12 protein-coding genes and 1 pseudogene are annotated in these 17,042 nt (G+C 69.0%); 10 read left to right on the plus strand and 3 right to left on the minus strand.

The window, feature by feature from the left end; translation table 11 throughout:
• Positions 1–60: 60 nt before the first annotated feature.
• From IG05_RS0123100 to IG05_RS0123130, 7 genes are all read left to right on the plus strand, one after another.
• Positions 61–3,960 (plus strand): DNA-directed RNA polymerase subunit beta', encoded by a 3,900-nt coding sequence (locus IG05_RS0123100; protein WP_030345394.1) that lies wholly within the window; start codon positions 61–63, stop codon positions 3,958–3,960.
• 467 nt (positions 3,961–4,427) lie between these two features.
• The gene (gene rpsL, locus IG05_RS0123105) at positions 4,428–4,799 is read left to right on the plus strand and encodes a 30S ribosomal protein S12 (protein WP_003948652.1); all 372 of its coding nucleotides are present in this window, start codon (positions 4,428–4,430) and stop codon (positions 4,797–4,799) included.
• Between the two features lie 2 nt (positions 4,800–4,801).
• Positions 4,802–5,272 carry a 30S ribosomal protein S7 gene (rpsG, locus tag IG05_RS0123110; RefSeq protein ID WP_030345396.1) on the plus strand — a complete coding sequence of 157 codons (471 nt, stop codon included), beginning with the start codon at positions 4,802–4,804 and terminating at the stop codon, positions 5,270–5,272.
• 39 nt (positions 5,273–5,311) lie between these two features.
• On the plus strand, positions 5,312–7,438 hold the full coding sequence (fusA, locus tag IG05_RS0123115) for an elongation factor G (protein WP_030345398.1): 2,127 nt from the start codon (positions 5,312–5,314) through the stop codon (positions 7,436–7,438).
• A gap of 156 nt (positions 7,439–7,594) precedes the next feature.
• The gene (gene tuf, locus IG05_RS0123120) at positions 7,595–8,788 is read left to right on the plus strand and encodes an elongation factor Tu (RefSeq protein WP_030345400.1); all 1,194 of its coding nucleotides are present in this window, start codon (positions 7,595–7,597) and stop codon (positions 8,786–8,788) included.
• Positions 8,789–8,909: 121 nt separating this feature from the next.
• Positions 8,910–9,845, plus strand: a complete 936-nt coding sequence (locus IG05_RS0123125) for a hypothetical protein (protein WP_234335972.1) — start codon at positions 8,910–8,912, stop codon at positions 9,843–9,845.
• Between the two features lie 153 nt (positions 9,846–9,998).
• Positions 9,999–13,070: a glycosyl hydrolase 115 family protein gene (locus tag IG05_RS0123130; protein ID WP_030345403.1), complete on the plus strand. Its 3,072-nt coding sequence runs from the start codon at positions 9,999–10,001 to the stop codon at positions 13,068–13,070.
• Here the strand turns inward: IG05_RS0123130 and IG05_RS0123135 are convergent.
• The 3 genes and pseudogenes from IG05_RS0123135 to IG05_RS0123145 all read right to left on the minus strand — a co-directional run bounded on the left by IG05_RS0123135 (position 13,061) and on the right by IG05_RS0123145 (position 15,265).
• Positions 13,061–13,651 carry a Uma2 family endonuclease gene (locus IG05_RS0123135; RefSeq protein WP_030345404.1) on the minus strand — a complete coding sequence of 197 codons (591 nt, stop codon included), beginning with the start codon at positions 13,649–13,651 and terminating at the stop codon, positions 13,061–13,063. The genes IG05_RS0123130 and IG05_RS0123135 overlap by 10 nt on opposite strands.
• A gap of 47 nt (positions 13,652–13,698) precedes the next feature.
• A pseudogene (locus IG05_RS42480) lies at positions 13,699–14,576 on the minus strand (helix-turn-helix domain-containing protein).
• Between the two features lie 140 nt (positions 14,577–14,716).
• Positions 14,717–15,265: an ATP-binding protein gene (locus IG05_RS0123145; RefSeq protein WP_030345406.1), complete on the minus strand. Its 549-nt coding sequence runs from the start codon at positions 15,263–15,265 to the stop codon at positions 14,717–14,719.
• Positions 15,266–15,403: 138 nt separating this feature from the next.
• Here IG05_RS0123145 and IG05_RS0123150 point away from each other — a divergent pair, with 138 nt between their 5' ends.
• The 3 genes from IG05_RS0123150 to IG05_RS0123160 all read left to right on the plus strand — a co-directional run bounded on the left by IG05_RS0123150 (position 15,404) and on the right by IG05_RS0123160 (position 17,040).
• Positions 15,404–16,249 (plus strand): helix-turn-helix domain-containing protein, encoded by an 846-nt coding sequence (locus tag IG05_RS0123150; RefSeq protein ID WP_030345408.1) that lies wholly within the window; start codon positions 15,404–15,406, stop codon positions 16,247–16,249.
• Complete coding sequence (locus IG05_RS0123155; RefSeq protein WP_030345409.1) at positions 16,246–16,497, plus strand: DUF397 domain-containing protein; 252 nt, start codon at positions 16,246–16,248, stop codon at positions 16,495–16,497. Before IG05_RS0123150 ends, IG05_RS0123155 begins: the two co-directional genes overlap by 4 nt.
• Before the next feature lie 120 nt (positions 16,498–16,617).
• Complete coding sequence (locus tag IG05_RS0123160) at positions 16,618–17,040, plus strand: hypothetical protein (RefSeq protein WP_030345411.1); 423 nt, start codon at positions 16,618–16,620, stop codon at positions 17,038–17,040.
• The last annotated feature ends 2 nt before the right edge of the window (positions 17,041–17,042 follow it).

Consider the following 17,042-nt stretch of genomic DNA (forward strand, 5'->3'; position numbering starts at 1 on the left):
CGACCCCCAGGCCCCCGTATCAGACCAAAGACTTTCGACCCTGAGAGGGATTGACGCATAGTGCTCGACGTCAACTTCTTCGACGAGCTCCGGATCGGCCTGGCCACCGCTGACGACATCCGTCAGTGGAGCCACGGCGAGGTCAAGAAGCCCGAGACCATCAACTACCGCACCCTCAAGCCCGAGAAGGACGGACTCTTCTGCGAGAAGATCTTCGGTCCGACCCGGGACTGGGAGTGCTACTGCGGCAAGTACAAGCGCGTCCGCTTCAAGGGCATCATCTGCGAGCGCTGTGGCGTCGAGGTCACGCGCGCCAAGGTGCGCCGTGAGCGGATGGGCCACATCGAACTGGCCGCGCCCGTCACGCACATCTGGTACTTCAAGGGTGTCCCCTCGCGCCTCGGCTACCTGCTGGACCTGGCGCCCAAGGACCTCGAAAAGGTCATCTACTTCGCGGCGTACATGATCACGTACGTCGACGAGGAGCGCCGTACCCGCGACCTGCCCTCCCTGGAGGCGCACGTCTCCGTCGAGCGCCAGCAGATCGAGAACCGCCGCGACGCCGACCTGGAGGCCCGCGCCAAGAAGCTTGAGGCCGACCTGGCCGAGCTGGAGGCCGAGGGTGCCAAGGCCGACGTGCGCCGCAAGGTGCGCGAGGGTGCCGAGCGCGAGATGAAGCAGCTGCGCGACCGCGCGCAGCGCGAGATCGACCGCCTCGACGAGGTGTGGAACCGGTTCAAGAACCTCAAGGTCCAGGACCTGGAGGGCGACGAGCTGCTCTACCGCGAGCTGCGCGACCGCTTCGGCACGTACTTCGACGGTTCGATGGGTGCCGCGGCGCTGCAGAAGCGCCTGGAGTCCTTCGACCTCGACGAGGAGGCCGAGAAGCTCCGCGAGATCATCCGCACCGGCAAGGGCCAGAAGAAGACCCGCGCCCTGAAGCGGCTGAAGGTCGTCTCCGCGTTCCTGCAGACCTCCAACAGCCCCAAGGGCATGGTCCTGGACTGCGTCCCGGTCATCCCGCCGGACCTGCGTCCGATGGTGCAGCTGGACGGTGGCCGCTTCGCGACCTCCGACCTGAACGACCTGTACCGCCGTGTGATCAACCGCAACAACCGCCTGAAGCGCCTTCTCGACCTCGGTGCGCCCGAGATCATCGTGAACAACGAGAAGCGCATGCTCCAGGAGGCCGTCGACGCGCTGTTCGACAACGGCCGCCGCGGCCGCCCGGTCACGGGCCCCGGCAACCGTCCGCTGAAGTCCCTCAGCGACATGCTGAAGGGCAAGCAGGGCCGCTTCCGTCAGAACCTGCTCGGCAAGCGAGTCGACTACTCGGCGCGTTCCGTCATCGTCGTCGGCCCGCAGCTGAAGCTGCACCAGTGCGGTCTGCCCAAGGCCATGGCGCTGGAGCTGTTCAAGCCGTTCGTGATGAAGCGTCTGGTCGACCTGAACCACGCGCAGAACATCAAGAGCGCCAAGCGCATGGTGGAGCGCGGCCGCACCGTCGTGTACGACGTCCTCGAAGAGGTCATCGCCGAGCACCCGGTGCTGCTGAACCGTGCTCCCACCCTGCACCGCCTCGGCATCCAGGCCTTCGAGCCGCAGCTGGTCGAGGGCAAGGCCATCCAGATCCACCCGCTCGTCTGCACCGCGTTCAACGCGGACTTCGACGGTGACCAGATGGCCGTGCACCTGCCGCTGTCCGCGGAGGCGCAGGCCGAGGCCCGCATCCTGATGCTGTCCTCGAACAACATCCTCAAGCCGGCCGACGGCCGTCCGGTGACGATGCCGACCCAGGACATGGTCCTCGGTCTGTTCTTCCTCACCACCGACGGCGAGCTGCGTGACACCAAGGGCGAGGGCCGCGCGTTCGGTTCCACGGCCGAGGCGATCATGGCGTTCGACGCCGGCGAGCTCGCGCTGCAGTCGCCGATCGACATCCGCTTCCCGGTGGGCACCATCCCGCCGCGCGGCTGGACCCCGCCGGCGCGCGAGGAGGGCGAGCCGGAGTGGCAGCAGGGTGACTCGTTCCGCCTGCGCACCACCCTGGGCCGCGCGCTCTTCAACGAGCTGCTGCCCGAGGACTACCCGTTCGTCGACTACTCGGTGGGCAAGAAGCAGCTCTCCGAGATCGTCAACGACCTGGCCGAGCGCTACCCCAAGGTCATCGTGGCGGCGACGCTCGACAACCTGAAGGCGGCGGGCTTCTACTGGGCGACCCGCTCCGGTGTCACCGTGGCCATCTCCGACGTCGTCGTTCCCGAGGCGAAGAAGGAGATCGTCAAGGGCTACGAGGCGCAGGACGAGAAGGTCCAGAAGCAGTACGAGCGCGGTCTGATCACCAAGGAAGAGCGCACTCAGGAGCTCATCGCGATCTGGACCAAGGCGACCAACGAGGTCGCCGAGGCGATGAACGAGAACTTCCCCAAGACCAACCCCATCTTCATGATGGTTGACTCGGGTGCCCGAGGAAACATGATGCAGATGCGGCAGATCGCCGGTATGCGTGGTCTGGTGTCGAACGCGAAGAACGAGACCATCCCGCGTCCGATCAAGGCCTCGTTCCGTGAGGGCCTGTCCGTGCTGGAGTACTTCATCTCCACGCACGGTGCCCGTAAGGGTCTGGCGGACACCGCCCTGCGTACCGCCGACTCGGGTTACCTCACCCGTCGTCTGGTCGACGTCTCGCAGGACGTCATCATCCGCGAGGAGGACTGCGGCACCGAGCGCGGCCTCAAGCTGCGGATCGCCGAGCGCGGCGCCGACGGCGTGCTGCGCAAGGCGGACGACGTCGAGACGTCCGTGTACGCGCGCTGCCTCGCCGAGGACATCGTGGTCGACGGCCAGGTGCTGGCCCCGGCCGGCACCGACCTGGGCGACGTCCTCATCGAGGAGCTCGTCGGCCGTGGCGTCGAGGAGGTCAAGACCCGCTCGGTCCTGACCTGCGAGTCCGCCGTCGGTACCTGCGCGATGTGCTACGGCCGTTCGCTGGCCACCGGCAAGCTGGTCGACATCGGTGAGGCGGTCGGCATCATCGCCGCCCAGTCCATCGGTGAGCCCGGTACCCAGCTGACGATGCGTACCTTCCACACCGGTGGTGTGGCCGGTGACGACATCACCCAGGGTCTGCCCCGTGTCGTCGAGCTCTTCGAGGCCCGTACCCCGAAGGGTGTCGCCCCGATCTCCGAGGCCTCCGGCCGCGTGCGGATCGAGGAGACCGAGAAGACCAAGAAGATCGTCGTCACCCCGGACGACGGCAGCGACGAGACGGCGTACCCGATCTCGAAGCGTGCCAAGGTCCTGGTCCGCGAGGGCGACCACGTCGAGGTGGGCCAGCAGCTCACCGTGGGTGCCACCAACCCGCACGACGTGCTGCGCATCCTGGGCCAGCGTGCCGTCCAGGTCCACCTGGTCGGCGAGGTCCAGAAGGTCTACAACTCGCAGGGTGTGTCGATCCACGACAAGCACATCGAGATCATCATCCGGCAGATGCTGCGCCGCGTGACGATCATCGAGTCCGGCGACGCCGAGCTGCTGCCCGGCGAGCTGGTCGAGCGCTCGAAGTTCGAGACCGAGAACCGTCGTGTGGTCCAGGAGGGCGGTCACCCGGCCTCCGGTCGTCCGCAGCTGATGGGTATCACCAAGGCCTCGCTGGCGACGGAATCCTGGCTGTCGGCCGCCTCCTTCCAGGAGACGACCCGAGTCCTGACGGACGCGGCGATCAACGCCAAGTCCGACAGCCTCATCGGCCTCAAGGAGAACGTCATCATCGGTAAGCTCATCCCGGCCGGTACGGGTCTGTCCCGCTACCGCAACATCCGGGTCGAGCCGACCGAGGAGGCCAAGGCCGCGATGTACTCGGCCGTCGGCTACGACGACATCGACTACTCGCCGTTCGGCACGGGCTCCGGCCAGGCCGTTCCGCTGGAGGACTACGACTACGGTCCGTACAACCAGTAAGGCGCACGTCCACTGAAGGGCGGCCACCCCACGGGGTGGCCGCCCTTCGGCGTCGCCGGCGGGCGGGCGCCCGTGAGGCGGTCCACGCCGCCGCTGGACGGCCGTGGCGGGGACCCGGGCGGAGGAGGGCGACGCAGCCCCCCCGGGGGGCGCGGGCGGGCGCCTGAACGGGCCCGGGCGGCCGCGCTGCACGCCGGGCCGTACCGTGCCGGCGCGCCGGGTGTGATCAGGTGCACCCCATTTGTTTTGACCGCAGCCAATGAGGTAGGTACGCTCAGACCTTGTGCCTGGGGTGTGCCCTGGCTCCTGTGCGTGCCTGTAACCGCATGGCGAGCCGTCGAGCGGCCACCGTAATTCGCGCCCTTTTCGCCTTGCGGCGGGAGTCTGGCGGATTCGACACACCCGACCGCGTGGGTCGGCGACGTTCCAGGTTAGCTGTACATCGGCACACAGAAACCGGAGAAGTAGTGCCTACGATCCAGCAGCTGGTCCGGAAGGGCCGGCAGGACAAGGTCGAGAAGAACAAGACGCCCGCACTCGAGGGTTCCCCTCAGCGTCGTGGCGTCTGCACGCGTGTGTTCACGACCACCCCGAAGAAGCCGAACTCGGCCCTCCGCAAGGTCGCGCGTGTGCGTCTGACCAGCGGCATCGAGGTCACTGCTTACATTCCGGGTGAGGGACACAACCTGCAGGAGCACTCCATCGTGCTCGTGCGCGGCGGCCGTGTGAAGGACCTGCCGGGTGTTCGCTACAAGATCATCCGCGGTTCGCTCGACACCCAGGGTGTCAAGAACCGCAAGCAGGCTCGCAGCCGTTACGGCGCCAAGAAGGAGAAGTAAGAATGCCTCGTAAGGGCCCCGCCCCGAAGCGCCCGGTCATCATCGACCCGGTCTACGGCTCTCCTCTGGTGACCTCCCTGATCAACAAGGTGCTGCTGAACGGCAAGCGCTCCACCGCCGAGCGCATCGTCTACGGCGCCATGGAGGGCCTGCGTGAGAAGACCGGCAACGACCCGGTCATCACGCTGAAGCGCGCTCTTGAGAACATCAAGCCGACCCTTGAGGTCAAGTCCCGCCGTGTCGGTGGCGCCACCTACCAGGTGCCGGTCGAGGTCAAGCCCGGCCGCGCCAGCACCCTGGCGCTGCGCTGGCTGGTCGGTTACTCCCGCGCCCGTCGCGAGAAGACCATGACCGAGCGTCTCCTCAACGAGCTTCTCGACGCCTCCAACGGCCTCGGTGCGGCCGTGAAGAAGCGCGAGGACACCCACAAGATGGCCGAGTCCAACAAGGCCTTCGCGCACTACCGCTGGTAGTCGCTACCCACATCGAGACCGAGAGAAGACTGAAGCCTTATGGCTACCACTTCACTTGACCTGGCCAAGGTGCGCAACATCGGCATCATGGCCCACATCGACGCGGGCAAGACGACCACCACCGAGCGGATCCTGTTCTACACCGGTGTGTCTTACAAGATCGGTGAGGTCCACGACGGCGCTGCCACCATGGACTGGATGGAGCAGGAGCAGGAGCGTGGCATCACGATCACCTCTGCTGCCACCACCTGTCACTGGTCGCTGGAAGACGTCGACCACACGATCAACATCATCGACACCCCGGGTCACGTCGACTTCACCGTCGAGGTGGAGCGCTCGCTGCGCGTGCTCGACGGTGCCGTGACGGTGTTCGACGGCGTCGCCGGTGTCGAGCCGCAGTCCGAGACGGTGTGGCGTCAGGCGGACCGCTACGGCGTGCCGCGTATCTGCTTCGTCAACAAGCTCGACCGCACGGGCGCCGAGTTCCACCGTTGCGTGGACATGATCTCGGACCGCCTGGGCGCGCAGCCGATCGTCATGCAGCTCCCGATCGGTGCCGAGGCCGACTTCCAGGGCGTCGTGGACCTGGTCCGCATGAAGGCGCTCGTCTGGTCCGCCGAGGCCACCAAGGGCGAGATGTACGACGTCGTCGACATCCCGGCCACGCACACCGAGGCTGCCGAGGAGTACCGCGGCAAGCTGATCGAGGCCGTGGCCGAGAACGACGAAGAGATCATGGAGCTGTACCTGGAGGGCGAGGAGCCTTCCGAGGAGCAGCTGTACGCCGCGATCCGTCGTATCACCATCGCGTCCGGCAAGGGCACCGGCACCACGGTGACCCCGGTGTTCTGCGGTACCGCGTTCAAGAACAAGGGCGTCCAGCCCCTGCTCGACGCGGTCGTGCGCTACCTGCCGTCCCCGGTCGACATCGAGGCCATCGAGGGCCACGACGTCAAGGACCCCGAGACGGTCATCAAGCGCAAGCCGTCCGAGGAAGAGCCGCTGTCGGCGCTGGCGTTCAAGATCATGAGCGACCCGCACCTGGGCAAGCTCACCTTCGTCCGGGTCTACTCGGGCCGCCTGGAGTCCGGCACCTCGGTGCTGAACTCCGTCAAGGGCAAGAAGGAGCGCATCGGCAAGATCTACCGCATGCACGCCAACAAGCGTGAGGAGATCGACTCGGTGGGCGCCGGCGACATCGTCGCCGTCATGGGCCTGAAGCAGACCACCACCGGTGAGACGCTCTGCGACGAGAAGAACCCGGTGATCCTGGAGTCCATGGACTTCCCGGCGCCGGTCATCGAGGTCGCGATCGAGCCCAAGTCCAAGGGTGACCAGGAGAAGCTGGGTGTCGCCATCCAGCGTCTCGCGGAGGAGGACCCCTCCTTCCAGGTGCACACCAACGAGGAGACCGGCCAGACCGTCATCGGCGGTATGGGCGAGCTTCACCTTGAGGTCCTCGTCGACCGCATGAAGCGCGAGTTCAAGGTCGAGGCCAACGTCGGCAAGCCGCAGGTGGCCTACCGCGAGACGATCCGCAAGGCCGTCGAGCGCGTCGACTACACCCACAAGAAGCAGACCGGTGGTACCGGTCAGTTCGCGAAGGTGCAGATCGGCATCGAGCCCCTTGAGGGTGGCGACGTCTCGTACGAGTTCGTGAACAAGGTGACCGGTGGCCGTATCCCGAAGGAGTACATTCCTTCGGTGGACGCCGGTGCGCAGGAGGCCATGCAGTTCGGCATCCTCGCCGGCTACGAGATGACCGGTGTCCGTGTCATCCTCCACGACGGCGCCTACCACGAGGTCGACTCCTCCGAGCTCGCCTTCAAGATCGCCGGTTCGCAGGCCTTCAAGGAGGCCGCGCGCAAGGCCAGCCCCGTGCTGCTTGAGCCGATGATGGCCGTCGAGGTCACCACGCCCGAGGACTACATGGGTGAAGTCATCGGCGACATCAACTCCCGCCGTGGCCAGATCCAGGCCATGGAGGAGCGGGCTGGTGCCCGCGTCGTGAAGGGCCTCGTGCCCCTGTCGGAGATGTTCGGCTACGTCGGAGACCTCCGCAGCAAGACGTCGGGTCGCGCAAGCTACTCGATGCAGTTCGACTCCTACGCCGAGGTTCCGCGGAACGTCGCCGAGGAGATCATCGCGAAGGCCAAGGGCGAGTAACGCACCGCGTTCACACGCCGTAGGCTTGACTCCGGAGCCTCCAGGGGCAAACGTCCGCAATCGCGAGCGTTTGCCCCGGGTTCCGGGCCTTTACAGCAAAGATCACCTGGCGCCGATGAAGTAAGGCGTACAGAACCACTCCACAGGAGGACCCCAGTGGCGAAGGCGAAGTTCGAGCGGACTAAGCCGCACGTCAACATCGGCACCATCGGTCACATCGACCACGGTAAGACGACCCTCACGGCCGCCATTACCAAGGTGCTGCACGACGCGTACCCGGACCTGAACGAGGCCACCCCGTTCGACAACATCGACAAGGCTCCTGAGGAGCGTCAGCGCGGTATCACCATCTCGATCGCGCACGTCGAGTACCAGACCGAGGCGCGTCACTACGCCCACGTCGACTGCCCTGGTCACGCGGACTACATCAAGAACATGATCACCGGTGCCGCGCAGATGGACGGCGCGATCCTGGTGGTCGCCGCCACCGACGGCCCGATGCCGCAGACCAAGGAGCACGTGCTCCTGGCCCGCCAGGTCGGCGTTCCGTACATCGTCGTCGCCCTGAACAAGGCCGACATGGTGGACGACGAGGAGATCCTGGAGCTCGTCGAGCTCGAGGTCCGTGAGCTCCTCTCCGAGTACGAGTTCCCGGGCGACGACGTTCCGGTCGTCAAGGTCTCCGCGCTCAAGGCCCTCGAGGGCGAGCAGGAGTGGGTCGACTCCGTCCTCAACCTGATGAAGGCTGTCGACGAGTCGATCCCGCAGCCCGAGCGTGACGTCGACAAGCCGTTCCTCATGCCGATCGAGGACGTCTTCACGATCACCGGTCGCGGTACGGTCGTCACCGGCCGTATCGAGCGTGGTGTCCTGAAGGTCAACGAGACCGTCGACATCATCGGCATCAAGACCGAGAAGACCACCACCACGGTCACCGGCATCGAGATGTTCCGCAAGCTGCTCGACGAGGGCCAGGCCGGTGAGAACGTCGGTCTGCTCCTCCGTGGCATCAAGCGCGAGGACGTCGAGCGCGGCCAGGTCATCATCAAGCCGGGCTCGGTCACCCCGCACACCTCGTTCGAGGCGCAGGCCTACATCCTGTCCAAGGACGAGGGCGGCCGTCACACGCCGTTCTTCAACAACTACCGCCCGCAGTTCTACTTCCGTACGACGGACGTGACCGGCGTGGTGACCCTCCCCGAGGGCACCGAGATGGTCATGCCGGGTGACAACACCGAGATGACGGTGGAGCTCATCCAGCCCGTCGCCATGGAAGAGGGCCTGAAGTTCGCCATCCGTGAGGGTGGCCGCACCGTGGGCGCCGGCCAGGTCACCAAGATCAACAAGTAAGTTCCGCTTGCTTGAAGGTCACTGCCTGACCTGAGGGGAGGCCCGTACGACTCCGGTCGTACGGGCCTCTTCCGCATTCCCGGCTCCCTGTCGTTCCGGGGGAGCGCATACGGTTCTCCGCGTGAGTACCGTGCCGCCCGCCGACGGGTCCGACCAGCCTCCCCTGTCCGACGAGCAGTGGGCGGCGTTCCTGCGCGACGCCGCCGAGGGCGGCGGTGCCGGTGCTCCCAGGGAGCCGTCCGCGCGCGCCAGGACGCGGCTGGGCCGGCTCCGGGCCGGAGTGCGCCGCGGGCTCCGGCGTCCCGCCCGCTTCTCGGTGCGCGCCGGCGTCCAAGCGGTCGTGCCCTGGCTGGCCGCGGCGGCCGTGGTGGTCTACGGCGCCTGGGAGCAGGGCCTGCTCTCCTGGGCCCGCGCGGACGCGTCGGGTCCGGCCCGGGCCGTGGCGCTGCCGGGCGGCGGGGTCTCCGACGGCGACCACTGCGGAGCGAGGGGCTACCACCGCTTCCCGCTGCCGGCGGCCGCCTCCGCACCGGCCCCCGGCTCCGCGGATCCGTCGCCCGGCCCGCAGCTCGTCCTCGGCTCCTACGGGTACGTGAAACCGTCCCGTCGCGTTCCCGGGCGCCTCACCGTCGGCCTGCTGTTCGCGCCGGGCCCGAAGGGCGCGCTGGAGCTGTCGCGGACCCTGGGCGGCGAGGGTGTGGCGGTCGAGATCGAGGGCCCGGACGGGCTGGTGGGCGGCGCCCACGGCGTGCCCGTCACCTGGGACGCTCCCGCGCGGCCCGGTGACGCCGGCACGGTACGTATCGGCCTCGCCGAGGGCGGCGGTGCCGAGCTGTCCCTGCCGCCGGAGGCCCTCTGTCCCGGATACGGCGCGGCGGCCGTGGCCGAGCACCTCCCGCCGCCGACCGACTCCTCGAACACGATCACCGGTCAGCCGGCCTACACCCTGACCGTGTCCGTACGTGACCCGGGCGTCGGTGTCCTGCGCAGGTCACTGGGCCTCCCGCCGGGCGGCGACGTCCTGAGCGCGAACAACCTGGTGCCGGACGCCCCCTGATCTCGGACGGCCGCTGAGCCCGCGCGTCCTTCGAAACTATTCGGCGTCTCCGACCCGTTCCCCCCGCCGCCGGCTCCCTCCACTATTTGTCATGCCGCTGAGCAAATCGGGTCCGGGCCAGGCGGAAGCGGCCCAGGGTGGGGGAGGGGACGTATGTCTGTGGCGCGCAGGACGGTGCTGGGGGCGGGGCTCGGGGCCGTGTCCGTGCCGGCCTCGGGGAGGGCGTGGACCGGCGGGGCGGCGGGCGGCCCCAGGACGGCGGGGGCCGGTGAGGCGGCCGGCGCCCCGGTGCTGACGGACCCGGGGGCGTACGTCTCCTTCTCGGACGGGGCGTTCTCCCTCGTGGGCGCGCCGGTGGTGGTGAGCCCGGAGGATCATCCCGGAGTCGTACGGGTCGCGGGGGATCTCCGGGACGACCTCGAACGGGTGACGGGGGTCCGCCCGGGCGGCACGCTCGGCCGCTTCCCGGTGTTGCTCGGCACGATCGGGCGCAGCCCGCTGCTCGACGGGCTGATCCGGTCCGGAAAGCTCGACGTGACGGGCGTGCGGGGCAGGTGGGAGACCTCGCTGCAGACGGTCGTGGACCGGCCGATGCCCGGTGTGGAGCGGGCGTTCGTCATCGCCGGCAGCGATCCGCGGGGCACGGTCTTCGGGGCGTACGACGTCTCGTACGGCATCGGTGTCTCGCCCTGGCACTGGTGGGACGACGTGCCCCCGGCGCGGCGCGACCACGTATGGGTGAAGCCCGGCCGCTTCACCCAGGGGACCCCGGCGGTGAAGTACCGGGGCATCTTCGTGAACGACGAGAATCCCGCGCTCGGCACCTGGGCGCCGGCCTACTTCGGCCCCGGCAAGGCACCGGGTCACCCCGGCGGCTTCACCGCGGACTTCTACGCCAAGGTCTTCGAGGTGCTGCTGCGCCTGAAGGGGAACTACCTCTGGCCGGCGGTGTGGGGCCGGGCCTTCGCGGAGGACGACCCGGACAACCACCGGCGTGCCGCCGAGTACGGCGTTGTCATGGGCACATCTCACGAGGCGCCGATGATGCGGGGCATCGAGGAGTGGAACCGGCACGCCGGCTCCGGGACCGACCCCTACGGGGGGACGGGCGAATGGTCGTACCGCCGCAACGCGGAGGCGATCCGCGCGTACTGGCGCGCCGGCATCCAGCGCATGGCCGACCAGGGCTTCGAGGGCGTGGTGACGCTCGGCATGCGCGGCAACGGCGACACCGGCCTGCCCGACGGCGACGGCATCGAGCTGATGCAGCAGATCATCGCCGACCAGCGTCGCATCATCGAGGAGGTCACCGGCAGGCCGGCGGCCGAGACCCCTCAGGTCTGGACGCTCTACAAGGAGGTCCAGCGCTACTGGGACCGCGGGCTGCGCGCGCCGGACGACGTCACCGTGGTGTTCACGGACGACAACTGGGGCAACATCCGCAGGCACCCGGACGGCCCGCGCCCCGGCGGTCACGGCCTCTACTACCACTTCGACTACGTCGGCGCCGGCCGCAACTACAAGTGGGTGGACACCGCCAACCTCAGGAACGTCTGGGACCAGCTCCACCAGGCGCACGCCCACGGCAACCACGGCCTGTGGGTGGCCAACGTCGGCGACCTGAAGGGCAACGAACTGCCCACCGAGTTCTTCCTCGGCTACGCCTGGAACCCCGACGCCTGGCCCCTGGAACGCCTCGGCGCCTGGGAGGAACGCTACGCCCGCCAGAACTTCGGCGCCGCGCAGGCCGAGGAGATCGCCGCGCTGCTGGCGGCCTACGGCCGGCTCCAGGCCCGCCGCAAACCGGAGCTGCTCAACCGCCGGATCACCCTCTCCGGCGACCGCGTGGTCTACGACGACCGGCAGACGCCGTTCTACTTCGCGCACCGGGAACTGGAACGCGTCACCGAGGAGTGGCGCGAACTGGGCCGCCGCGCGGAACGCGTCGAGCGCAGACTGCCGGAGCGGTTGCGGGACGCGTGGTTCGAACTGGCCGGCTACGCGGTCACGGCGACCGCGAACCTGTACGCGCTGCGGGCGGCGGAGTTCACGAACCTGCTGTACGCGGCGCAGGGCCGGGCCGCGACGAACGACCTCGCGGCCCGGACGGAAGCGGCCCTCGACCGGGACCTGGCCCTGGCCGACCGCTTCGACTCCCGCGTGGCGGACGGTAAGTGGCGGGGCTTCCAGACCCAGCCGCACATCGACTACGGCGACGTGGACCGCTACGGCCCGAACGCGCCGTGGCAGCAGCCGGAGAAGGACGACGTGGCGCTGCCGGACGTGCTGTTCCCCGCGGTGCGGCGCATCGAGGTGCCCGCGGGTGCGGAGCCGGGGGTGTCCGTGGACGGGGCCGAGGACACGGGGGAGTGGTGGCCCGGAGGCTCCTCCTCGGCCGCGTCGCTGCCGCCGTTCAGCCCGTACCAGACCCGCCCCCGGCAGTACGTGGAGATCTTCAACCGGGGCCGTACGCCCTTCCCCTACGAGGTCTCGGTCTCGGCGCCGTGGCTGCGGGTGGACCGCCCCCGGGGCCGGGTGGAGCAGCAGGTCCGCCTGGAGGTGGAGGTGGACTGGTCCCGGGCACCGGCCGGGCGCGCGGAGGCGACCCTGACGGTGCACGGCGCGGGCGTGTCGGTCCCGGTCCGCTGCGTGGCGGAACGCCCCGTGGGCGGGCCGCTGCCGGGCTTCGTCGAGGCCGGCGGCTACGTGGCGATCGACGCCGGGCACTACGAGCGCGCCGTGGGCCACTGGCGTCGCATCGACGGCATCGGACGGACGGGCGCGGGCATGACTCCCTGGCCGGTGACGTCCCCGAACCGGACCCCGGGCGGCGGCTCACCCCGCCTGGAGTACGAGGTGACGCTGCTGTCCGCCGCCACCGAGGTGACCGTGTGGGCCCACCTGTCCCCCCGCAACCCGGCCGTCCCCGGCGTCCCGGGCCTGCGCTACGGCATCTCGCTGGACGACGGCCCGATCCGCACGGTGGACATCACCGCGGGCGCGGACGACGGCGCGCTGAACACGGTCTGGGCCCGCCACACCTCGGACAACATCAACGCGACGGCGACCACGCACACGGTGACGCGGCGGGGCCCGCACCGGCTGAAGTTCTGGATGGTGGACCCGACGGTGGTCCTGCAACGCCTGCTGATCGACACGGGCGGCCTGCCGCAGCTGTACCTGGGGCCGCTGGAGAGCCTGCGGGTGGGGGAGGGTCACTCGTAGAGCGGCAGACCGTCCGTCGCGATCGTCCAGTCGGCGATCGTCACGTCCTCCCCGTAGACGAAGTCCTTACGGGTGGCGTAGCGGGGGCCGTCGGGGGTGGGGTGGATGTCGGTGAGGACGGCGCCGGTGCCGGTGCGGGGGTCGAAGACCGCGTAGACCGGGATGCCGATCAGGGGGTAGTCGCGCAACTTGGTGACCCAGTCGTTGTCCGGGTTGGAGCGGGAGACGATCTCCACGGCGGCGATCAGCGTACGCGGGTCGAAAGCCCCCTCTCCTTCCATGTCCGCCTCGGCGATCACCATGATGTCGGGGCGGCGCATGATGCCTTCCGGCTCCATCTCGACGTCGGGCTCGCCCGTGTGGGCCACGATCTCCTCGGGCATGACCTTCTCCAGTCGTTTCCGGAGACGGAGCGCGGTGAGCTCGTGCGGCCGCACAGGCGACATCATGTCGAGGACGATTCCTTCTTTGGTGATCTCGAACTTGCCGGGGAGGGTGCCGTCCGTGGACTCCACGAAATCGCGCATGGCCCGGTACAGGTGAGAGGTGCCCTGCCGCGCGTTGTCCGGGGCGATGGTCATGGCGCTCGCTCCTCGTCGTCTGTGCCCAGGGGCAAGGATCGTCGCCTTCATGCTAGGCCTCCTCCAGGAGATCGATCGGCTCGGCAGTCGCGGCAGTGACCGGGGCCGGCGCCCGGAAAGCACGCTCGCAGCCGTCGCAGGTCTGGAGGGGGTGCCGGGCGGCCGGGGGTGGTTCGGGTGCGCGGTACGGCGGCAGGGGCGGGAGCCCGGCCGTCAGGCGGTGGGCCAGGAGGGCGGCCGGGCGGGTCAGGGGTTCCGCCGGCAGGCCCGTGGTCAGGGCGTGGCGTACGGCAGTGGGGGTGAGGTCCCGCTCCAGCCAGGCCGCCACACCGGGGGCGAGGTGCTCGGCGTCGGCGGCGGACAGGAGCAGGCGGGGGTCCGTGCGGCGCAGGCCGGCCAGGACGTCGGTGGCCGTGTGCAGCAGGGCGGGGGAGGAGTACGCCGGTTGCGGCACGGCGGGGAGGGCCGCGCGGCGGGCGGGCTTCTGCTGCGCCGTGGTGGCCGCGCGGCGGCTTCGCGGGGCCTCGGACGCCTCACGCCGCCCGCCGGGCTGGTTGCAGGAGATGGTGCGGGTGACGATGCGGCCGCCGGGGACCCGGGCACGCTCGCGGCGCAGGTAGCCGTGGGCCTCCAGCTCGCGCAGGGCGGCGGCGATACGGGTCGCGCCCTCGGGGAAGCGGGCGGCGAGGGTCTTGATGTCGACGCGGGCGCCGGGCGGCAGCGACTGGATGTGGCAGGCCAGGCCGATCGCGAGGAGCGAGAGGTCGGGGTGCTGGGCGAGGTGGTTGCCGATCACCGTGAACCGGGTGGTGTGGCGGGTGTGGTCGTGGATGAGCCCGCCGCTGTGACGGGCCCGGTTCGGGTGGTTGTCGGCGGTAACGCGGGACTGGGGGCACGGGGGCGCGCTAGGGTTTTCAACGTCCATCAGGAAGTTGGAGCCTTCCTCGGTGGTCAGGCCCTCGCACGGGATCGCTACTCCCGGCGAGGGCCGTCGCATGTCTGCGGTGGTGTTGCGCCGAGCGTAGGGCAGACAACCCGTCCCAAATCCAGCCGAGTTCGCGATGTTCACCCTCCGGGGTGAGTCGACGCCGCGGGCGGGAGGGGTGGGGCTTGGCGGGGTTCTTTCACCTCGTGGTTCCTTGGGAAGAAGCCGCCCGTGGCACCGGAGCGGGGGACGTCGGGTTCCGGTGCCGGGAGAGCGACCTCCGCCCAGACGGTCTTGCGCGGGTGCCGCCCCTCGGTGACGCCCCAGCGGTCGGCGAGGGCCGCCACGAGCAGCAGGCCGCGGCCTGATTCGCCGTCCTCGGCCGGAGTGGTGAGCCGGGGCAGCCGGTCACCGCGCGTGTCGGTGACCTCGATGCGGAGCGTGCCGCCGGCGACGTAGAGCAGCAGCTGGAAGTCACGGCCGGGGACCCGGCCATGGGTCGCGGCGTTGGCGGCGAGTTCGGCCACGATCTGCGTCGGTGCCTCCAACGGCAACCCCCACGTGCGCAGTTGCTGCTCGGTGAGCAGCCGGGCGAGGCGGGCCCCGCGTGGCGTGGGGGACAGGCGGACGCTGAAGTGCGGGATGTGCCCGTCGTGTTGGTTTTCAGGGGCAGCCGTTTCTTGATTCACGTCACTGAGCGTGGCGGAGTCTGCTTCCGTGGTGGGAGTGACTACGCCTGTACGTACGGCGACTGTCCCGGCTTTGTCTCGGCTGTCCCACCTGTCTCGGGCGTTGTACGGGTACGAGTGCGCGCCGGAGGAGGAGCGATGGGTGAGGGAGTGGACGAGGCCGGCTGGGACGTCGAGCCCGGCGACGAGATCGAGCCGGTGGTGCAGGCGGTGGGTCGCCTGCTCAAGGTCTGCCGGGAGGCGGCCGGTATCCCGGTGCCGGAGCTGGCCGAGGCCATGGGCTACGGCGAGGACATGATCCGCAAGATCGAACGCGGGGCGCGGATCCCCCGGCCGGAGCTGCTGGACAGGGCGGACACGTTCCTTAAGGCGCAGGGCCATCTGAGGGCCTTCACGGAGGACATGAAGAAGGCCCGCTATCCGAAGAAGGTGCGGGAGCTGGCGGAGATGGAGGGGCGGGCGGTGGAGATGTTGCTGTACAGCAACCACAACATTCATGGCCTGTTGCAGACGCCGGAGTACGTACGAACGATGTTTGAGATGAGGCAACCCGCACTCGCCGAAGACGTGGTGGAGCGAGAAGCCGCTGCGCGTGTGGCTCGACAGGCCGTCCTGGAGCGGCAGCCCGCTCCTACCGTCAGTTTCGTCCAGGAACAGGTGACGCTTGAGCGCCCCTACGGTGGGAAGATGGTGCTGCGCCGACAACTCGAACACCTCCTGGAGGTGGCGCGGTTGAGGAACGTCACGCTCCAGGTCATGCCGACGGACCGGGAGGAGCACGCCGGAACGCAGGGCCTGATCGAGGTGCTGAAGTTCACCGACGGCACGGCGATCGGACGTTCCGACGGCGCCTTCAACGGCCGCCCGGTCTCCAGTCCAAAAGAGCTCCGGATCCTCGAATTGCGCTATGGCATGATCCGGGCGCAGGCTCTCACCCCGAGGGAGTCACAGGCCTTCATCGAGACAGCGCTGGGGAGACTATGAGCATCGCGGACCTGCACTGGTTCAAGAGCAGCTACAGCAGCAGCAGTGAACCTGGCGACTGCGTCGAAGTCGCGCTCCACTGGTTCAAGAGCAGCTACAGCGATAGCAGTAACGGCAACGACTGCCTCGAAGTCGCCCCCACCCCCACCACCATCCACATCCGCGACTCCAAGCGCCCCGAAGGCCCCCGTCTCACCGCCACCCCGGCCGCCTGGGCGGCGTTCGTGGACCTGGCCCGGCGGTCTTGAGCGACAGCTGAGTACACGTACTCAGGCGCCCCCGACGTCACGCCCCTAAGCTCCACCCCGTGACACGCGGTCATCACGGCATGACCGCACCGCCGTCATGAAAAGGGGGAGTACGCGCTCATGGCGTGGGACGAGTGGGAGCAGCTCAAGTCCAGCGCGGCCCAGCGAATGCAGATCGACCATGTGCCCGCCGACCCCGGCGGGGGCGGCGGGGCGGGTCCGGACCTGAAGGCGTCGAAGGGTCCGTGGACGAAGGCGTCCGGAGTGGCGGAGGACCTGCGAAGCGCCACCGGCTCGGCGCTCACCGACCTGAAGACTGCCCATGAGGGCGCCAAGGCCGGAACCGAAGGCTTCACCAGTACCGATGCATTGCACGAGATCCTGCCCACCTGGGAGAAGCGGCTGACTTCGGTGCGCGACGAGTGCGGTCGGCTGCACGGCGCGTTGGCCAGGAGCGGACGCGACTTCGGCGAGATCGATCCGGCTGTCGCGGGCAAGGTCGACGGCGTGCGCGTTCCCGACAAGCCCGACTGGGCCCGGTGAGG

This window comes from Streptomyces sp. NRRL S-1022, assembly GCF_000720135.1.
In the GTDB taxonomy this organism is placed as follows: domain Bacteria; phylum Actinomycetota; class Actinomycetes; order Streptomycetales; family Streptomycetaceae; genus Streptomyces.

What these genes read in the sequence shown, in the direction of transcription:
- rpsG (WP_030345396.1), top strand. Translation starts at nt 4,802, where the DNA reads ATGCCTCGTAAGGGCCCCGCCCCGAAGCGCCCGGTCATCATCGACCCG.
- fusA (WP_030345398.1), top strand. Translation starts at nt 5,312, where the DNA reads ATGGCTACCACTTCACTTGACCTGGCCAAGGTGCGCAACATCGGCATC.
- IG05_RS0123130 (WP_030345403.1), top strand. Translation starts at nt 9,999, where the DNA reads ATGTCTGTGGCGCGCAGGACGGTGCTGGGGGCGGGGCTCGGGGCCGTG.
- IG05_RS0123135 (WP_030345404.1), bottom strand. Translation starts at nt 13,651, where the DNA reads ATGACCATCGCCCCGGACAACGCGCGGCAGGGCACCTCTCACCTGTAC.
- IG05_RS0123150 (WP_030345408.1), top strand. Translation starts at nt 15,404, where the DNA reads ATGGGTGAGGGAGTGGACGAGGCCGGCTGGGACGTCGAGCCCGGCGAC.
- IG05_RS0123155 (WP_030345409.1), top strand. Translation starts at nt 16,246, where the DNA reads ATGAGCATCGCGGACCTGCACTGGTTCAAGAGCAGCTACAGCAGCAGC.
- IG05_RS0123160 (WP_030345411.1), top strand. Translation starts at nt 16,618, where the DNA reads ATGGCGTGGGACGAGTGGGAGCAGCTCAAGTCCAGCGCGGCCCAGCGA.